Raw genomic sequence first — 18,156 nt, 5'->3', positions numbered from 1 at the left:
GGGGCGGGTCAGGCCGGGCTGCTCGCCTCCACGATCCGGTCGGGACGGACGAGGACCGTCGTGGCCCGGCCCGCGGCCAGCCACGCCCGCAGCGCGCCGTCGTCGGTGACGTCGGTGCCCAACTGCACGATGCGGGCGCCGAGCCGTCGGGCGCGGGCGGCCAGCGCGGGGTCGGGCTCGCCGCAGGTCAGCAGGGCGTAGCCGGCGCCGAGCACGTCGTCGAGCGGGGTGGGCCGGCCCCCGGCGCGGACGGTCGGTTGCGGGCACGGGGTGCCGGGGAGGTCGGCGCGGTGGCGACGCCGGTCCACGAGCGGTCCGGCGGGGTAACGGGTGGCGATACCGCGCTGCGCCCGCTCGCGCACCGCGGGCACGCGCAGCAGCAGCCCCGCCAGCGGGCGGCGCAGCGCGGCCGTGGTGTGCGGGCCGCCGGTCAACGCGCGGCCCACGCGGACGGCGCCCCGGATCACCGCCTCGACGTGCGGCGCGCGCTCGCGCTGGTAGGTGTCCAGAATCCCGCCGTGGGAGCTCTGCGGCGCGGCAGCGAGCTTCCAGGCGAGCTTCCAGGCGAGGTTGTGGGCGTCGCGCAGGCCCGCACCCAGGCCCTGACCGATGAACGGGGGCATCAGGTGCGCGGCGTCGCCGAGCAGCAGCACGGGACCGGCCCGCCAGCGGTCGGCGATGCGCGCCCGGAACGTGTACGCGGCGGCCCGCAGGACCTCCAGCTCGGTCACCGGGACGCCCCACGCGGCGGTCAGCCGGGCCAGCTGTTCCGGCCGGGCCAGCAGCTCGGCCGACTCGCCCGGGTGCATCCGGAACTCCCAGCGGTAGCGGTCGTCGGGCAGCGGCAGGAAGGTCGCGGCCCGGCGGGGGTCGCAGACCTGGTCGACGCCGCCCCACGTCGGGATCCCGGCGCGGCAGCGGACGTCGACGACGAACCAGCTCTCGTCGAACCGCAGGTCCCGCAGGCGAGCGCCGATGGCGGCCCGGACCGTGCTGTGCGCCCCGTCGCAGCCCAGCACCACCCGCGCCCGCAGGCGTTCGGTGCCCCGCGGTCCGCGCAGGGCGGCAGTCACCGGGCTGCCGTCCTCGATCCCGATGAGCTCGCGTCCGCTGCGCACCGTCACCAGGGGGTGGCGTTCGAGCTCGGCGCGCAGCAGCGCGTCCAGCTCGGGCTGGTCGAACAGGCTGGACCGCGGGTGGCCGTGCATGCCGGGCCCGTCGCGGGAGAACTGTGCGAACGGGCGCAGCCGCGCGTCCAGCAGCCGCAGCCCGCCGGCCGGCCGGCTGATGCGCGCGAACGCGTCGGCGAGCCCCACCTGCTGCAGGACGCGGACGGCCTCGTCGTCGAGGTGCACCGCTCGTGGCGTCGGGAAGGGCGTCGGGTCGCGGTCGACGACCGTGCACGCCACCCCGAGCCCGGCGAGCAGCAGCGCGGCCGTGCTGCCGGTGGGGCCCGCCCCCACGACCAGCACGGGTACGACCGGTTCCCCGTTCACCGTCACCCATCCACCCTGCCCGCGCGCCGCGAAACCGACCCCCAGGCCACTCTTCCGGACTAGTGCTAGTCCGTTCGGGTAGAGGTGGAACGGCCCTTGCTGCGCGGGTAGAGGTGGATCTTCCGAATCGTTCCCCGAGAGTTCACCGGCAGGTGGGTGACAGTTGCTTGCTACAGTCCGGCGCCATGACGCGCTCCGCCGCCGCTCCCCCCGGCGGGCACGCCCCGGTACTCGGCTCGGTGATCTCCTCCGGGTTGGGGTTGCTCGTCTGCGTCGCGGTCACCCGGCTGTTCGACCCGGGGACCGTGGGCGTGAACGCCGTGGCGCTCAGCGCCACGATGCTGCTCGCCGGCGCCGCCCACCTCAACCTGCCCCGCGCCCTCCAGCACCTCCTGCCGGTGGCAGGCACCTCCGCGCGGCGCCTCGTCCTCGCCGGGTACGCCGCCACGGTCGCGCTCGCCGCCGTGGCCGGCGCGGCCTTCGCGCTCGCGGCGCCGCTGTGGGAGGCCGAGGAGCTGGCCGCCGCGGCGGGACACGGCCCCCTGCTGGCCTACTTCGTGGTGGCCACACCGCTGTGGGCGCTCTACCTGATGCAGGACCGCGTGCTCGCGGGCACCGGGCGGCCGCGGGCGGTACCCGTGCAGGACGTGCTCGTCGCCGTCGTCGCAGGCGCGCTCCTCGGCGTCGTGGCGCACCTCGGCGTACCCGGGGGGATCGCCGCGGCCGCGGTCGCGGCGGTCGGCGGTGCCGTCGTCGTGGTCAGCGGGTGGCTGTTGCTGCGCGAGCTGCCGCGCTTCGGCAGGCGGACCGCGGCCCGCGCCGTCCCGATCACGGTGGGCGCCCTGGTCCGGCACGGGCGGGCCGAGCACGCCGGGACCGTCTGCTGGCTCGTGGCCGTGTTCGGCCTCCCCGTGATCGTGCTGGCCCACCTCGGCGCCGAGCAGGCCGCCGCCTACGCCGTCGTGTGGGCCGTCGCGTGGACGCTGTACCGGATCACGGCGGGGGTCGGGCGCTCGGTCCGCGCGACCGGCCCCGCGGGGTTCGAGGAGGCGCGGCGGGCGACGGTCCGGCGCTCGCTGCGCGTGGTGGTGCCGACCGCCGTGCTCGTCGCGGTGGCCGCGCCGTTCGTGCTCACGGCCTTCGGCGGGCACTACGCGGAGACCGGCGGGCTCGCGCTGGCGTTGGCGGCGCTGTCGGCCATCCCGAACGTCATCACCGCGAGCACGGTGCGGACCGCCCGGTGGCGCGGTCGCCCGGGCGTGCTGGTCGGGGTGCCCGCAGCGGTCGCTCTGCTCGTGGTCGTGCTGTCCTGGCTGTTCCTGCCCCGGCTGGGGATCACCGCCGTCGGCCTCGCCTGGCTGGTGGCCCAGGCGAGCGTCGCCACCGGCATCCTGGTGGCCACCGCGCCGTGGCTGCCCCCGTTGCTGGCCACCCGCATCGACGCCGCCCGCAGCGCGGTGCTGCTGCGCCGCATCGGCGCCGCCCCGTTCGTCGACAGCGGCATCGCCGACGCGCAGGACTGGGCGCTGCGCGAGCGGCTGGCGGGCGGCTCGACCTCCGTGGTCGTCGGCGTCGGCCCCGAGCAGGGGCCGGGCGCGCTGCTCAAGGCCGTCGACACCGCGCGCGGGCAGGCCGAGCTGCACTGGCAGAACGAGGTGCTGTCCCGCCTGCACACCGACCCGCGCATCAGCCACTGGTCGGTGCTGGTGCCGCGCGTGCTCGCCACCGGCGAGGTGGACGGCAGCGCCTACGTCGTCGAGTCGCGGCTCCCCGGAGAGCCCGGCGCCGACGCCCTGCGCGACCCCGTCCGCAGGCGCCGGTTCACCTCGAGCGCGATCAGCACGATCAGCGAGCTGCACCGCTGCACGTCGAGCGTGGTCACCGTCGACGACGACGACCTGCGCCGCTGGGTCCACGAGCCGATGGCCGTGGTCCTCGACCGCCTGCCGCGACCGCTGCACGAGCCCGCCCGCGCACTCGAGCGGGAGCTGGCCGACGGGTTGCGCGGGCGCCGCGTGGCGGCCGGCTGGTACCACGGCGACTACACACCGGGGAACGTCCTCACCGACCCGGAGGGGCGCGCGGTCGCCGTCGTCGACTGGTGCAACGCCCACCCGCGGGCGCTGCCCGCCCTCGACGTCGTCACGTTCCTGATGCTCTCCAGCGTCCTCGCCGACGGGGAGGAGCTGGGCGACCTCGTCGTCCGGTGGATGAGCGCGTCCCCGCCGCCGGCCCACGACCTCGTCGCCCGCTCGCAGCGCCTGCTCGGCGGCGCGCTGCTGGAGCCGGGCCTGCTGTGCCTGCTCGCGTGGCTGGTGCACGTCTCGCAGTCGCTGACGAAATCGCCGCAGTACGGGGCCAACCCGGTGTGGGTGCGGCGCAACCTGCGCAGCGTGGTCGAGCGGGCGCCGGGGCTGCTGGGTGCCCGCGAACCCGCGGTGCCCCGGCCCGCCCCGCCCGCCGACGCCCACCCACACGTCCAGGCTCCGGTCCGCTGATCTTCACCCGTCCGGTGCGCGTACTCGTGAGTATCGCGCGGCGCCGGGCGTCGTTGTGCCGGTGTGCGCCGCCGCTCCCGGGCCCGCTGGGCCGCCCCGGTCCTGCTCGCCGCCGTCGTCACCGCAGGTTCGGCCACCCCGGCCGTGGCCGCGGAACCAGATCAGGGGCCCCGCAGCTACGTCGCGCTCGGTGACTCCTACGCGGCGGGTCCGCTCATCCCGATCCAGACCGGTGAGCCGGTCGGGTGCCTGCGCTCCACGAGCAACTACCCCTCCGTGGTCGCCGAGACCCTCGACATCCCCGACTTCCGCGACGTCAGCTGCAGCGCCGCCACCACCGAGCACATCACGGGGCCGCAGAACGTGCCGCTGGGCGTCAACCCGCCCCAGCTGGACGCGCTCGGGCCGGACACGGAGCTGGTCACCGTGTCGATCGGCGGCAACGACATCGGCTTCGGCGACATCATCAGCGAGTGCGCCCGGCGCTCGCCGCTGCAGCCCACGGGCAGCGCGTGCGCGGACTTCTACACCTCCGGTGGCACCGACGAGCTCGCGCAGCGGATCGACGAGGCGGCCCCCCAGGTCGCGGCGGTGCTGGACGCCATTACCGAGCGCTCGCCGGACGCCCGGGTGCTGCTCGTCGGCTACCCGGCGATCCTGCCCGACGAGGGCCCCGGCTGCTACCCGGTCGTGCCGTTCAGCCCCGGCGACGTCGCCTACCTGCGCGGCGTGGAGAAGGCGCTCAACGCGATGCTGAGCGACGAGGCGTCCGGTGCGGGCGTCGACTTCGTCGACACCTACACGCCGTCGATCGGGCACGACGTGTGCCAGCTGCCCGGCACGAAGTGGATCGAGGGCCTGGTGCCCACGGCCCCCGCCGCGCCGGTGCACCCCAACGCGCTGGGCATGGCCGGGATCGGCGCGGTCGTCGCGGAGTCGGTCACCGACACGGCGGTGCTCGCCGGCTAGAACAGCTTCTCCAGCCGGGCCACCCACTCCTCCCAGCCGCCCCGCAGATCGTCGTAGTAGGACGGCTCGAACTCGGGCCCGACCCAGCTGTTGACCACCGTCACCTCGGTGCGGGCGGGGTCGATCTCGCGGAGGGTCACCACGACCTTCTCGTCGCTGATGCCGTCCTCGGGTGTCTGCGAGTGGTGGGTCAGGGTGAAGGCCAGCCGCACGGGTGGCTCCAGCTCCAGGTACTCGCCGGTGAACCCGTTGACGCTGCCGTCGTCCTCGTGCAGCTCGATGCGGTAGCGCCCGCCGACGCGCACGTCGGCGTCGACGACGGTGGCGAACCAGCAGCGCATCTGCGCGGGCTCGGTCCACGCGGCGTAGAGGCGTTCGGCGGACGCGGCGATCGTGCGGACGACGGTGACGCTGTGCGGGACGGTGCACACGGGGTCTCCTCGGGTCGGGTGACGAAGGCGTCGAGGGCGTCGAGGCGCACGGTCGGCGAACTGCTCGTAGAAGCGCAGGTGCCGCTCGGCGGTGGCGAGGGGACGCGCGTCGAGGCGGCAGACGTGGCGCCTGCCGTGGACGGTCCGTCGCACCAGTCCGGCCCGCTCCAGCACCTTGACGTGCTTCGACGCCGCGGCCAGCGAGATCGGGTGCGGTGCGGCGAGCTCGCTGACGGTGCGTGCGCCACCGGCGAGGCTGCGGACCATCGCGCGCCGCGTCGGGTCGGCCATCGCGTGGAAGACCGCGTCCAGTTGCTCAACCACAAGGTTGAGGATAGCGGAACCTCAACCTTTCGGTTGAGCATTCGCTTGACATCCTGCCTATGCTGAACTCGTAGGTTAATTAACCGGAAGGTTTGATACGGCATGAGTGATCAGCTGAGCCTCGTGTTCGGGGCGCTGGCCGACCCCACGCGCCGCGCGATCCTCGCTCGGCTGACCGGCGGCGAGGCCACGGTCACCGAGCTCGCCACGCCGTTCGCGATGAGCCTCCCGGCCGTCTCCAAGCACCTGAAGGTGCTGGAACGCGCCGGGCTGATCAGCCGCGGGCGCAGCGCGCAGTGGCGCCCCTGCCGGCTGGAGGCGGCGCCGCTGGCCGACGTCGCCGGGTGGGTGCAGACCTACCGGCGGTTCTGGGAGGGCGGCTTCGACCGCCTGGACGAGCACCTGCGGGCGCTGCAGGACGGGGAGCGGTCGTGAACGGGTCGCAGGGGGCGACGCGGCAGTTCACGATCGTCCGCGAGCTCGACGCGCCACGGGAGCTCGTGTTCCGGGCCTGGACCGACCCGGAACACCTCACCCGCTGGTTCGGCCCGCGCGGCTGCTCCACCCCGCGCGCATCCATCGCGATGGACGTCCGGCCCGGCGGCACCTGGCGCGCCACGATGGTGGTCGACGAGACCGGACAGGAGTTCCCCACCGGCGGCTTCTACCTCGAGGTGCGCGAGCCCGAGCGCCTCGTCCTCACCTGGCGCGAGCCCGGCGGCGACTCCGAGTCGGTGGTCACCGTCGAGCTGGCCGACCTCGGGGACGGTCGCACCGCCATGACCTTCCACCAGGCCGGGTTCACCACCGAGGAGACCCGGCGCGGAGTCCACGAGGGCTGGTCGAGCGCCTTCGACCGGCTCACCGAGCACGTCACCGATCCCGGAGGGCGGAACCGATGAGCACGTCACCCATGAGCACGTCACCCATGAGCGCAGCGCCGATGTCCACGCTCCCGGCGGCCGCGCTGCCGCCGGTCGTCACACCCGAGGAGTGGTCCGTCGCCGCGGCCGAGCTGCGGGCGGCGGAGAAGGAGCACACCCGGGCGGGCGACGCGCTGGCCGCCCGGCGCAGGCGGATGCCGATGGTCGAGTTCGGCACCTACTCGTTCGAGGGCGCCGACGGGCCGCGCACCCTCCTGGAGCTGTTCGAGGGCCGCCGCCAGCTGATCGTCTACCAGTTCATGCCCGGGCCGCCGTGGTGCGAGGGCTGCTGCATGTTCACCGACCAGATCAGCGAGCTCGCGCACCTGCACGCCCGCGACACCTCGATGGCCGTGGTCTCGCGCTCGGCCTACCGCGACCTGGCCGCGCTGCGCGAGCGCATGGGCTGGCAGGTCCCGTTCCTCTCCAGCGCCGGCAACGACTTCGCCGCCGACTGCGGCACGGGTGAGGGCTTCGGCCTGAGCGTCTTCCTGCGCGACGGCGACCGGGTCTTCCGCACCTACTTCACGACGGGGCGCGGGGTGGAGGCGCTGGGCAGCGTGTGGTCCTTCCTCGACCGCACGCCGTTGGGCCGGCAGGAGACCTGGGAGGACACCCCCGCCGGACGTCCGCAGGGCGCGCCGTACCAGTGGTGGCGCCTGCACGACGAGTACTGATGCACGCCTGGGAGCCGCTGATCGGCAGCTGGTCGTCCGCGGGCCGGACCGTGGAGCGCCCGGGCGAGCCCGCCGTCGAGATCGCGGGCGCCGACGTCTACGCGTGGGGCCCGGGCCGCCGGTTCGTGCTGCACACGGTCGAGGTGCGGATGGGGGAGGCGCAGGTCGAGGTCCACGAGGTGATCGGGGAGCCCGGCGGCGACGGGGCGGTGCTCATGCGCTCGTTCGACGGGCACGGCGGCACCGCGCTGATGCGGGCGAGCCGGGACGCCGGGGGTGCGTGGCTCTTCACCGGCCCGACCGAGCGCGCGCGGCTCGTCGTCGACCCGCACGGCCGGTCGATGGCCGCGGTCTGGGAGCGCAGCACCGACGGCGGCACGACGTGGGAGCACTGGATGGACATGAGCTTCCGCCGCACGCGCTGACGAACGGCACTTTCGTCGGTTAGGTACCGACGAGAGTGCCGTTCGTCGGCGGAGGGGGATCGTCGTAGCCGTCCACCACGCGGACCTGCATCGGGAAGCGCACCGGGCTGTCTCCGAACAGGCGTCGCCCGGCCGTGGTCGCGGCGGCCCGGACCGCGGCCGCGGTGTCCTCTGCAGCCTCGGCGGGGGTGTGCAGCAGCACCTCGTCGTGCTGGAAGAACACCAGGCGGGCCGGGCTGCCGCTGCTGCGCAGCAGGCCGCGCAGCTCGGCGAGCAGCACGAGCGCCCACTCGGCGGCGGTGGCCTGCACGACGAAGTTGCGGGTGAAGCGGCCCCGGGCCCGGGCCGCGGCCGGCTGCTCGTGGCCCGGCCGCGCGGGTGGGCAGGTGCGGCCGAGGTGCGACCGGACGAGCCTGCCCTCCTCGCCCGCGCGGGCCGCGTCCTCCACGTAGGCCATCGCGGCCGGGAACCGGCGGCGCAGGGTGGCCAGCAGGACCCCGGCACCGCCGGAGGTCTGCCCGTACATCGCCGACAGCAGCGCGAGCTTGGCCTTCGCGCGGTCGCCGCCGAACTCCCGCGCGGCGAGCGCGGTGTAGAGGTCCTCCTCGCCGGGGGCGAGGGCGTGGTCGCGTGACAGCGCGGCGAGCACCCGCGGCTCCAGCTGCGCGGCGTCCGCCACCACGAGCCGCCAGCCGGGGTCGGCCCGGACGGCCGCGCGCACGGCCTTGGGGATCTGCAGCGCGCCACCGCCGCGGGTGGCCCACCGCCCCGAGACGACCCCGCCCACCACGTACTCCGGGCGGAACCGGCCCTCGTGCACCCAGCTGCGCAGCCACGCCCACCCGTGGGCGCTGTGCAGCCGGGCGAGCTCCTTGTAGGCCAGCAGCGGGGCCACGGCCGGGTGGTCGATGCGCTTGATCTCCCAGGACCGGGTGGTCTGCAGCTCGTGACCGGCGCGGGCGAAGGCGCGCAGCACCTCGGCGGGGGAGTCGGGGTTGACGGGCCGCCCGAACGCGGCGTCGACGGCAGCGGCGAGCGCCGCGAGCTTCGCCGGCCTGCCGCCGGGCAGCGGCCGTGGCCCGAGCAGCTCGACGAGCAGCCGGTCGTGCACGTCGGCGCGCCACGGCAACCCGGTCGCCGTCATCTCCTCGGCGACGAGCGCGCCTGCGGACTCCGCGGCGGCGAGCAGCCGCATCCCGGGCCCGGCCGTGGACAGCGCCCGCTGCTGCGCGGCGTGCACGGCCACGACGTCGGCCAGCTCGTCGGCCGCGGGGCCGGCGTCGAACAGCGCGGGCGGCCCGGCGTCGGCGAGCGGCGGGTCCGGATCGGGGACGCGGCCCTGGAGCCGGGCGACGGCGGCGGCGAGGCCGTGCGGCTGCCCGAAGTGCCCGTCCGCGGCCACGAGCAGGCCCTCGACCAGCTCGACGTCGTGGGCCCGGCCCAGCTCCACGCCCGCAGCGAGCAGGCGCCGGTAGCTGCGCGGGCGGGCGAGCACCCAGCGTGGTGCCGATGCCGCCTCGATGGCGGCGACGCCGCCGAGGTCCGCCAGCACCTCGACCGGCCCGTCCGGCGTCCCGTCGTCGTGCAGGCGCCGGACCCGCGGCGGCGCGTCGCGCGCCCCCGGGTCGACCGCGACCCTCACCTCGCACACCGTGCACGGACGTCGCACACCGCCGGCCGTGTGCGACGCGGGGAGACGGTGTGCGACGTGGAGCGGGTCACCGGCGGGGCAGGAGGCCGGCGAGCAGGCCGCGTTGCGGGCCGGCCACGATCGGCTCCGGGCCCGCCCCGACCTCGGCCAGGACGTCGTTGGCGGCGAGCACGCCGGAGACCGCGGCGCGCTCCATCAGCCCGGTGAGGAACGGGGTGTCGACGTGGTCGCCCGCCACGCGCACCCCGCGGCCCTCGCCGGTGACGGTGAGCCGGGTGGCGGCGCCGCCCGGCGGGAACGCGGGCGCCGTGGCCTCCATCCGCTCCTGCAGGTGTCGCACGCCGGCGTCGGCGGTCTCGGGCCAGAGCACCGCCAGCTCGGCGCGCATCCGGGCGGTGGCCGTGGCGGCGTCCGGTGCGTCGCAGGCGTAGGAATGCAGCTCGACGACCGAGCCGCCGGCACGGGCCGCCCATTCCGCGGAGGGCCGCTCCAGCCGTGAGTACACGGTGACCGAGTCGAGGGTGGGCTCGCGGCTGACCGCGCTGAACGTGGCGCGCCCGGGCGCGACGTCGCGGTCGAGCCAGAGCCGGGTGACCGCGAACGGCGGGGCGACGGTGAGGTCGGCGGCCTTCGCGGCCAGCCGCGGCGCCACCGCCGCGACCTCGGGTGAGGCCGCGAGCAGGGAGCGCAGGGCGCCGGGGTCGGTGGCGAGCACGAGGTGGCGGGTGGTGAGCGCGCCGCCGTCCAGCTCGACGCGCCAGCGGTGCCCGTCGGCGGGGGCGACCGCGCGGGCCGGGGTGGCCGTGCGGACCTGCGCCCCGTGCCCGTCCAGGTAACTGGCGAGCGGGCTCCAGATCGCCGTGAGGTGGTCGGTGTCGGGGGCGTCGAACCCGATGCCCGCCGCGTTGCCCAGGAAGTAGTAGTGGAACATCGCGATCAGCTCACCCGCCGACAACGCGCCGGGCTCGGCGAAGAACGAGCGCGCGAACGCCTCGAACAGCATGGCCTGGGCCCGGTCGGACATGCCCAGATCGGCCAGGAAGCGCGCCGCGGGCACGTGGTCGAACAGCGCGGTGGTGCGGGCGCGGTCGTAGGCCAGCAGCTCGGCGGCGAGCGACTGGCGGGAGCCGAGCAGGTCGCGCAGCCCGAGGCTGGGGCTGCGGGCGAACAGCGCGAGCAGGTTCAGCGGCGGGGCGGTGGGCAGGCCGGTGAGGTCCTCGGCAGGCCACTCCCGCGAGATCACCGGGTAGCCGCCGACGGGGCGCAGGAAGCCCAGCTCCGGGTCGATGCGCCGCAGCACCGACCGCCAGGTGTGGTAGTGCCGGAAGAAGGCGTGGAAGCCGTGCTCGACGACCTGCCCGGTGCCGTCGGGCAGGGTGTGCGGCCAGGCGCCGAGGCGCCCGCCCAGCGTGGGCGCGGCCTCCAGCAGCGTGACCGCGACGCCCCGCTCGGCCAGCACGACCGCCGCGCAGACCCCGGCGATGCCGCCGCCGACCACCACCGCATCGGTGCCCTCCGGTGCGTGGCGGGGCAGCGCGGGGTCGGCGGCCACGACCACCCGCGGGCGCATCCGCATCGGGGCCGCGCGGTCGGCCGGTCGGCGAGTCACCCCGCGACCCTATGCCGGGCCCCCGACACGGAATGCCGACCGGGGCGGCGCGCGTTGGGGCGATCATGACGGTCGAACTGGGTCGGTACGGGGTGTGGCGCGGCCACTGGGCGCTGGACCCGCAGCTCGCGGTGGAGATCGAGGCGCTCGGGTACGGCGCGATCTGGATCGGCGGCTCGCCCCGGGGCGACCTCGCGCTCGCCGAGTCGCTGCTCGACGCCACGCAGCGGCTCGCGGTGGCCACGGGCATCGTGAACATGTGGTCCACCCCGGCCGAGGAGGTCGCGGAGTCCTACCACCGCATCGAGGCCAAGCACCCCGGGCGGTTCCTGCTCGGTGTGGGCATCGGCCACCCCGAGGCCACGAAGGAGTACCGCAGCCCGTACGCCACGATGATCGAGTACCTCGACCGGCTCGACGCGGCGGGCGTGCCCGTGGCCGGCCGCGCGCTCGCGGCGCTGGGCCCGAAGGCGTTGCGGTTGTCCGCCGACCGCACGGCCGGGGCGCACCCGTACCTGACGACCCCGGAGCACACCCGGGAGGCGCGGCAGCTCGTGGGCGAGGGGGTGCTGCTCGCGCCCGAGCAGAAGGTGGTGGTGGACACCGACGCGCCGCGGGCGCGCATCACGGCGCGTCCGGGCGTCGAGAACCCCTACCTGCACCTGGTCAACTACCGGTCCAACCTGCAGCGGCTCGGCTGGAGCGAGGCCGACCTGGACGACGGCGGCAGCGACGCGCTGATCGACGCCCTGGTCGCCCACGGCGACGCCGCCTCGGTGGCCGCCCGCCTGACCGCGCACCTCGACGCGGGCGCCGACCACGTCTGCGCCCAGGTACTGCCGGGCGCTGCCGACCCGCTGCCCGCGCTGCGCGAACTCTCGGCGGCGCTGCGCCTGGCCTGATCCGCTCAGGCGGTGCGCCGGCGCCGGTAGGCCGCGGCCTTCACCCGGTTCTGGCACGCCGTCGAGCAGAAGCGACGGGTGCCGTTGCGGCTCACGTCGACGTACACGCGGTCGCACGCCTCGGCGCGGCAGACGCCGAGGCGGTCGACCGCGGGGTTGCCCACCACGACGGCGAGGCCGGTGGCCAGCGACGCCGCCCAGCTGTCGGACTCGGACGCGTCCGGGCGGTGGAAGTGCAGGTGCCAGGGCTCACCGTCGTGGCGGGAGAGCACGGGCACCGCGCGGGATTGCGCGAGCACGCCGTTGAGGTGCGCGCACGCCTCGTCGACGCGGCCGGCCTCGACGTGCTCGATGACCGTGCGCAGCCGGGCGGCCCAGTCGACGAGCCGCTCGGCGTCACGCGCGGGAACCGGTGGTACGGGCTGGGCCGTCGCGTGCTGCACCGCCCCGGTGACGGCGTCGGCGAGGGCGGGCCCGGCCGGAACCTCGGCGGGCCGGCCGCCGCGCAGCCCGGGCGTCACCGCGTTCACCAGTGCGACCGCGGCGAGCACGGTACCGCTGACATGACTGTCGAAGTCCACTTGACCAGTTACTCCCGCTCGCATAGCGTCACTGCCGTCCAAGCATACGACAGTGATGGGGTGGGCGCGTGCAGGCGAGCGTGGCACAGCGGTGGGTGCGGCGGTGGGACGTGCAGCAGGAGCGCTACGTGCCCGACCGCGAGGAGCGGTTCCGCGTGGTGATCGACGTCGTCGGCTGGGCGGTGGCCCGCGCGGGCGACCGCGGGGGCGTGGCGCGGATCGTCGACCTCGGCTGCGGGCCGGGGTCGTTGAGCAGCCGGTTGTCCCGGGTGTTCCCGACCGCGGAGATCGTGGGGGTCGACACCGACCCGCTGCTGCTGGGGCTGGCCGCGGGCACCGTCGGTGACGTCCGCCTGGTGCACGCCGACCTCACCGATCCCGGGTGGCCGGCCGCGACCGGTCTGGACGCGCCGTGGGACGCGGCGGTCTCCTCGACCGCGCTGCACTGGCTGGCGCCGGACGCCCTCGCCGGGCTCTACGCGACGGTCGCCGGGCGGCTGCGGGCCGGCGGGGTGTTCGTCGACGCGGACCACCGCGCCCTCGACGAGCCGGTGATGGCCGACCTCGCCCGGCACGTGCGCAGCGCCCGCGCGGTGCGGGCGGGTGTCACCGCCAACGAGGACTGGGGCGCCTGGTGGGACGGCGTGCTCGCGGACCCCGACCTCGCCCCGCTGGTCGACGCGCGCTCGGAGGCCGCGATCTCGCACAGCGCGGAGAGCGGGCTCACGGTGGGGGAGCAGGTGGGCATGCTGCGCGCCGCGGGCTTCTCGGCCGCCGCGCCCGTCTGGCAGTCCGGCGACGACCACGTCCTCGTCGGCGTGCGCTGACCCGGCGTGCGCTGACCGGGCGGGCGCTCAGCGCCGAGTGTCGCCCGGGTGCATCGGCGGACCGCTGACGGGGCAGTGCGGGCACTCCTCCACCCGCACCCGCCCCGGTTCCGGGGTCGTCGACGCGACGAGCGGCCTGCGGATCAGGGTGAACGCCACGACCGCGGCGAGGGCGAGCAGGCTCGCACCGATGAGCATCGCGACCCGGAAACCGGCGTCGAACGCCGCGGGATCGGTGTAGTCGTCGCCCCCGATGCCGGCGACGCCGGGCACGACGGCCACGGCGAGCAGGCCGGCCGCCCGGGCCACCGCGTTGTTGACGCCGGACGCGGCGCCCGCGTACCGGTCCGGGGCGGCGTCGAGCACGGTGGCGGTGAGGGGCGCGACGGTCAGCGCCAGCCCGGCGCCGAACACGAGCATCGCGGGCAGCACGTGCCCGAACCAGGACGCGGAGGCGTCCACCCGCAGCAGCAGGAGCAGACCCGCCGCGCTCACCAGCGGGCCGATCGTCATCGGCAGCCGCGGGCCGATGCGTCCCGCGAGCGCCCCCGCCCGGCTGGAGAACACCAGCATCACGGCGGTGACCGGCAGCAGCGCGGTTCCCGCCTCGAGAGGGCTGAACCCGGCGACCGTCTGCAGTTGCAGCACCAGCAGCAGGAACACCGCGCCCATCGCGCCGTAGATCAGCATGGTGGCCGCGTTGGCCGCGCTGAACGTGGCGTCGCGGAACAGGACCGGTGGCACCAGCGGGTGCCGGGACCGCCGCTCCACCACGACGAACGCCACCAGCGCGAGCACGCCGACGGCGACGCCGCCCAGCAGCAGCGGGTCCGCGCCGTGCTCGCCCAGCCCGGTGAGGCCGTAGGTCAGGGCACCGAGCCCGACCACGGCGAGGACGGTGCCGGTGACGTCGAGCCCGGGCGCGGACTCGGCGTCGCGGCTCTCCGGCACGTGCGCCACGGTGATCGCGACGATCAGCGCGGCCAGCGGCAGGTTGATCAGGAAGACCGCGCGCCAGCTCCACTCCACCAGCCAGCCGCCGAGGAACGGGCCGACCGCGCCGGCGACGCCGCCGAGCCCGGACCACGCACCGATGGCCGCCGCGCGGTCGCGCCCGTGGAACGAGGCCGAGATCAGCGCGAGGCTGCCGGGTGTGAGCAGCGCGCCGCCGACGCCCTGCAGTGCGCGCGCCGCGATCAGCGTGCCGATGTCCGGGGCGAGCCCGCACGCCAGCGACGCCACCGCGAACCACACCACGCCGATGAGGAAGACGCGCCTGCGCCCGAGGTGGTCGCCGAGGGAGCCGCCGAGCAGGATCAGCGCGGCGAGGGTGAGGGTGTAGGCGTTGACGGTCCACTGCAGGCCCGTGAACCCCGCCCCGAGCTCGGTGCCGATCCGTTCCAGCGCCACGTTGACGACCGTGCCGTCGATCATCACGAGGCCGGAGCCGAGCACGGTGGTGGTGAGCACCCACCGGCCGGCGGCCGTGCCCATGCGCAGTTCCCCCGCCACCATGCGCGAAACCCTGCCAGACGCCGCACGGGACGCGGGAGTGACGGGTCCGCCGTTCCCGGCCCCGCGGGCGACTCCCCGTGCACGCCGGATGACAGGGCGTCACCTCTGTGGGTTCCGGTCGTTGATCGTTGCAGGATCCGGGGAGGCGAGGATGGGAAGTAGCGCGCGGCGCGCACCGGCCGCCCGTGCGGCGGTGGCGGCAGCCCTCGTGGCCGTGGCGGCCACCGTGCTGGTCGGGCTCGGGCACGCGGACGAGGACCCGCAGGTCAGCGCGGCGGAAGGGCCGGCCGCGCTCCCGGCGCTCGCGTCCCCGGGCGCCGCGCGGGCGGAGAGCCCCGCCGCCCGTCCGGCCCGCGAGAGCGAGGCGGCGCGTGCGGCGGCGCCGACCACCACCCGGACCGCCACCCCGACGACCGAGCGCGAGCGCGACGAGGCCCCGGAGCGCATCCGCATGGCCGCACCGCGCCCGGCCGCCGCCGAGGAGACGGCGCGCCCGGCGCGCACCGAGGCCCCGTCCACCTCCACCGCGGCGCCCACCCAGCACGCCGCCGCGGCGGCCGGGCCGAAAGGCGGCGGTGCGGTCGACGGTGGCGGGCCGCCCGCGCCGGTGGCGGGCACGCCGTGCACGGCGACGGCCCGGGCATGCGTGGACCTCGACGAACGGCGCGCCTGGCTGATCGACGCGGGCAAGGTCGTGCGCGGGCCGGTCACCATCCGCCACGGTGACACCTCGGACCCGACGCCGAAGGGCACGTTCCACGTCCAGTGGAAGGCCGAGCAGTACACGAGCCGCGAGTACCTGACGCAGATGCCCTACTCGGTGTTCTTCGCCGACGGGGGGATCGCCTTCCACGAGGGCGCCCAGGACACCCCGTCCGCCGGATGCGTGAAGCTCGAGCACGAGGACGCCAAGGCCTGGTTCGCCTTCCTGCAGGTGGGTGACGAGGTGCAGATCCACTGAGGGTGGTACCCGGAGGCTTCTACCTCAAGTAGAATGGATGGCGTGCCGACATTGGGTGAGCTCGAACGCGCTGTGATGGAAACCCTCTGGTCGGCCACCGGGCCCGTCACCGCCCGCGACGTGCAGGACGCGCTCGCCGGCCGCGATCTCGCCACCACCACCGTCCTCACGGTGCTGGGGCGCCTCGAGCGCAAGGGCCTGGTCACCCGGGAGCGGGAGGGCAGGGCCCACCGCTACCGGGCGGTCGCCAGCCGCGAGGACCACGTCGCCGAGCTGATGCGCGACGCGCTCAGCGCCGCCCCGGACCGGGGTGCGGCGCTGGCCCGCTTCCTGGGGTCGATCCCCCCGGACGAACGCGCCGCACTGCGCGAGCTGCTCGACTGACATCCTGCTCACCATGGAAGCCGCCGCGCTGGGGCTGGTCGTGTTCGGCGTGCTGCTCGCCGAGCCGGTCAGCCGGTCGCTGGCGCGAGCGCACTGGCCGGTGCGCGACCCCGTGGGTGCGCTCCTCGTCTGGCAGGCCGTCGGCCTGGCCGGCGGGCTGGCGCTGCTGGGCTCCGGCGTCGTCTACGGCCTCGCGCCGCTCGGCCCGACGCTGCCCGAGGCGCTGCGCTCGGCCCGCGACACCCTCGCCGCCGGTGAGCTGCCCGACCTCGGCGTCACGCACGTGCTCGCACTGGCCGCCGCCCTCGCGCTGGCGCTGCGGCTGGTTGGTGTGCTCGTCGGCGTGACCGTGCGCACGCTGCAGGCCCGCCGGCGCCACCGCGACCTGCTCGACCTGCTCGCGACGCCGTGGCCCGCGGCGCCGGGCGCCCGGGTGCTCGACCACCCGGTGCCCGTCGCCTACTGCCTGCCAGGGCTGCGGTCGCGGCTGGTGCTCTCGGCCGGGGTGCTCGACGCGCTCGACCCGCCCGCCGTGCGGGCGGTGCTCGCGCACGAGCAGGCCCACCTGCGTGAGCGCCACGACCTCGTCGTGCTGCCGTTCGTGGCCTGGGGGGCCACCGCGCCGTTCGTGCGCGGGATGGTCTGCGCGCAGGTGGCGGTGGCGGCACTGGTGGAGATGCGCGCCGACGACGTGGCTTCCGCGGCGGTCACGCCCACCCAGCTCACCGGTGCGCTGCGCACCATGGGCGGGGCTGCCCCGGCCGCGGCGCTGAGCTCGTTCACCGACGCGCTGGACCGGCGGCTGCTGCGGATCACCCACCCGCCTGCGCCCCTGTCCGGGCCGGTCCGGCTGCTCGTGCGGCTGGCCGCCCTCGGACTGGTCGCGGTGCCGACCGCCCTGCTGCTCCTGTCCTGACCTGCACGACCGGCGGGATCAGGAGCGCAGCGGGGCGCTGGCGGTGCGCAGCTGGCCCAGCGACTCCGCCCAGGACCGGACCAGCCCGGTCTCGTGGTAGGGCACGCCGATCTCGGCGCAGTACTCGCGCACGAGGCGCCGGGAGCGGCGCAGGTTCGGCGTCGGCATGCTCGGGAACAGGTGGTGCTCGATCTGGTGGTTGAGCCCGCCCATCGCCACGTGCAGCAGGCCGTCGGTGAACCGCCCACCCGCGACGTTGCGCGAGGTGAGCACCTGCTTGCGCAGGAAGTCGAGCCGTTCGGTCGGCATCTCCATGCCCTTGTGGTTCGGCGCGAAGATCGAGCCGAGGTAGACGCCGAACAGGCCCTGGTGCACGGCGAAGAAGGCCAGTGCGAGCCCGGGCGGCAGCACCGCGAACAGGGCCACCAGGTACCCGACGCCGTGCAGGGCGAGCAGCGCGAGCTCGAGGCCGCGCCTGTGCACCTTCGCCCCCCGCTCGCCGAGCAGGCCCGCCACGCTCCCGCGGCGCAGGTCGATGCCCGCCAGCGTCAGCAGCGGGAAGAACAGCAGCGCCTGGTGGCGGTTGACCAGCCGGTTGACGCCCGTGCTCGCCTTCGCCTGTTCGTCGGTGAAGACCAGCGCGCCGGGCTCGACGTCCGGGTCGAGCCCCTCGTGGTTGGGGTTGGCATGGTGACGGGTGTGCTTGTCCATCCACCAGCCGTAGGACATGCCGATGCCGAGGTTGCCGATGATGCGGCCGGTGACGGCCGAGGGGCGGCGGGTGCGGAAGACCTGACGGTGGGCGACGTCGTGGGCGAGCAGGGCGATCTGGCCGTACACGACGGCGGCGACCGCCGCGACGAGCAGCTGCCACGGCGAGTCGCCGAGCAGGAGGAAGGCCGCGACCGTCGCGGCGGTGAGGCCCCCGACGAGGAGGAAGCGGGCCACGTAGTAGGCGGGTCTGCGGCGCATCAGGCCCGCCGCCGCGACCCGCGCGGACAGCCGGGCGAAGTCGCTGCCGGCCGAGCCCGCCGGGGTGTCGGTGATCATGCTCGAGGTCATGGCTC

General features: G+C 75.7%; 18 protein-coding genes. 11 read left to right on the top strand and 7 right to left on the bottom strand.

Going from position 1 to position 18,156, the window contains the following annotated elements:
- Window positions 1-8 precede the first annotated feature (8 nt).
- A complete protein-coding gene (locus FB558_RS34320) occupies window positions 9-1,472 on the bottom strand; it encodes a bifunctional 3-(3-hydroxy-phenyl)propionate/3-hydroxycinnamic acid hydroxylase (protein WP_425468135.1) in 1,464 nt (487 codons plus the stop codon).
- Between the two features lie 209 nt (window positions 1,473-1,681).
- On the opposite strand from FB558_RS34320, the gene FB558_RS34315 reads away from it, so the two are divergent.
- Complete coding sequence (locus FB558_RS34315) at window positions 1,682-3,994, top strand: aminoglycoside phosphotransferase family protein (RefSeq protein ID WP_142060918.1); 2,313 nt, start codon at window positions 1,682-1,684, stop codon at window positions 3,992-3,994.
- 63 nt (window positions 3,995-4,057) lie between these two features.
- Complete coding sequence (locus FB558_RS34310) at window positions 4,058-4,963, top strand: SGNH/GDSL hydrolase family protein (protein WP_142060917.1); 906 nt, start codon at window positions 4,058-4,060, stop codon at window positions 4,961-4,963.
- Here FB558_RS34310 and FB558_RS44140 read toward each other — a convergent pair.
- The gene (locus tag FB558_RS44140; RefSeq protein ID WP_142060915.1) at window positions 4,960-5,718 is read right to left on the bottom strand and encodes a metalloregulator ArsR/SmtB family transcription factor; all 759 of its coding nucleotides are present in this window, start codon (window positions 5,716-5,718) and stop codon (window positions 4,960-4,962) included. The two genes, FB558_RS34310 and FB558_RS44140, sit on opposite strands and share 4 nt — an antisense overlap.
- Window positions 5,719-5,820: 102 nt before the next feature.
- Here FB558_RS44140 and FB558_RS34300 point away from each other — a divergent pair, with 102 nt between their 5' ends.
- From FB558_RS34300 to FB558_RS34285, 4 genes are read left to right on the top strand one after another with little or no spacing between them, the layout of a single operon-like run.
- Window positions 5,821-6,153, top strand: a complete 333-nt coding sequence (locus tag FB558_RS34300; protein WP_142060913.1) for an ArsR/SmtB family transcription factor — start codon at window positions 5,821-5,823, stop codon at window positions 6,151-6,153.
- The gene (locus tag FB558_RS34295; protein WP_142060911.1) at window positions 6,150-6,620 is read left to right on the top strand and encodes an SRPBCC family protein; all 471 of its coding nucleotides are present in this window, start codon (window positions 6,150-6,152) and stop codon (window positions 6,618-6,620) included. Before FB558_RS34300 ends, FB558_RS34295 begins: the two co-directional genes overlap by 4 nt.
- A gap of 11 nt (window positions 6,621-6,631) precedes the next feature.
- The gene (locus FB558_RS34290) at window positions 6,632-7,318 is read left to right on the top strand and encodes a DUF899 domain-containing protein (protein WP_246106968.1); all 687 of its coding nucleotides are present in this window, start codon (window positions 6,632-6,634) and stop codon (window positions 7,316-7,318) included.
- Window positions 7,318-7,743, top strand: a complete 426-nt coding sequence (locus FB558_RS34285) for a hypothetical protein (RefSeq protein WP_142060909.1) — start codon at window positions 7,318-7,320, stop codon at window positions 7,741-7,743. The genes FB558_RS34290 and FB558_RS34285 overlap by 1 nt, the downstream gene beginning before the upstream one ends.
- A gap of 19 nt (window positions 7,744-7,762) precedes the next feature.
- Here the strand turns inward: FB558_RS34285 and FB558_RS34280 are convergent, their stop codons facing one another.
- A complete protein-coding gene (locus FB558_RS34280) occupies window positions 7,763-9,385 on the bottom strand; it encodes a bifunctional 3'-5' exonuclease/DNA polymerase (RefSeq protein ID WP_246106967.1) in 1,623 nt (540 codons plus the stop codon).
- A 76-nt stretch (window positions 9,386-9,461) separates the two neighbouring features.
- Complete coding sequence (locus FB558_RS34275; protein WP_142060905.1) at window positions 9,462-11,003, bottom strand: FAD-dependent oxidoreductase; 1,542 nt, start codon at window positions 11,001-11,003, stop codon at window positions 9,462-9,464.
- Window positions 11,004-11,068: 65 nt separating this feature from the next.
- Here FB558_RS34275 and FB558_RS34270 point away from each other — a divergent pair, with 65 nt between their 5' ends.
- Window positions 11,069-11,905 carry an LLM class F420-dependent oxidoreductase gene (locus FB558_RS34270; RefSeq protein WP_142060903.1) on the top strand — a complete coding sequence of 279 codons (837 nt, stop codon included), beginning with the start codon at window positions 11,069-11,071 and terminating at the stop codon, window positions 11,903-11,905.
- 5 nt (window positions 11,906-11,910) lie between these two features.
- Here FB558_RS34270 and FB558_RS34265 read toward each other — a convergent pair whose 3' ends face one another.
- Window positions 11,911-12,486, bottom strand: a complete 576-nt coding sequence (locus FB558_RS34265; RefSeq protein ID WP_246106966.1) for a CGNR zinc finger domain-containing protein — start codon at window positions 12,484-12,486, stop codon at window positions 11,911-11,913.
- Between the two features lie 68 nt (window positions 12,487-12,554).
- On the opposite strand from FB558_RS34265, the gene FB558_RS34260 reads away from it, so the two are divergent.
- Complete coding sequence (locus FB558_RS34260) at window positions 12,555-13,313, top strand: class I SAM-dependent methyltransferase (RefSeq protein ID WP_142060899.1); 759 nt, start codon at window positions 12,555-12,557, stop codon at window positions 13,311-13,313.
- A 27-nt stretch (window positions 13,314-13,340) separates the two neighbouring features.
- On the opposite strand, the gene FB558_RS34255 is transcribed toward FB558_RS34260, so the two are convergent.
- A complete protein-coding gene (locus tag FB558_RS34255) occupies window positions 13,341-14,828 on the bottom strand; it encodes an MFS transporter (protein ID WP_211367043.1) in 1,488 nt (495 codons plus the stop codon).
- Window positions 14,829-14,979: 151 nt separating this feature from the next.
- On the opposite strand from FB558_RS34255, the gene FB558_RS44960 reads away from it, so the two are divergent.
- Genes FB558_RS44960 through FB558_RS34240 form a run of 3 tightly spaced genes read left to right on the top strand, consistent with a single transcriptional unit; the run spans window position 14,980 to window position 17,089 of the window.
- Window positions 14,980-15,789: a L,D-transpeptidase gene (locus tag FB558_RS44960; protein WP_246106965.1), complete on the top strand. Its 810-nt coding sequence runs from the start codon at window positions 14,980-14,982 to the stop codon at window positions 15,787-15,789.
- Window positions 15,790-15,822: 33 nt separating this feature from the next.
- Window positions 15,823-16,173 carry a BlaI/MecI/CopY family transcriptional regulator gene (locus tag FB558_RS34245; protein WP_170231686.1) on the top strand — a complete coding sequence of 117 codons (351 nt, stop codon included), beginning with the start codon at window positions 15,823-15,825 and terminating at the stop codon, window positions 16,171-16,173.
- Between the two features lie 13 nt (window positions 16,174-16,186).
- Window positions 16,187-17,089: a M56 family metallopeptidase gene (locus tag FB558_RS34240; protein ID WP_142060895.1), complete on the top strand. Its 903-nt coding sequence runs from the start codon at window positions 16,187-16,189 to the stop codon at window positions 17,087-17,089.
- 18 nt (window positions 17,090-17,107) lie between these two features.
- Here FB558_RS34240 and FB558_RS34235 read toward each other — a convergent pair whose 3' ends face one another.
- Entirely contained in the window at window positions 17,108-18,151 is a 1,044-nt protein-coding gene (locus FB558_RS34235; protein ID WP_142060893.1) for a fatty acid desaturase family protein, read from the bottom strand.
- Between the last annotated feature and the right edge of the window lie 5 nt (window positions 18,152-18,156).

The organism is Pseudonocardia kunmingensis (assembly GCF_006716445.1).
Classification (GTDB): Bacteria; Actinomycetota; Actinomycetes; order Mycobacteriales; family Pseudonocardiaceae; genus Pseudonocardia; species Pseudonocardia kunmingensis.
The sequence above is the reverse complement of the archived record's forward strand: the minus strand, read 5'-3'. Positions and strand labels throughout refer to the sequence as shown.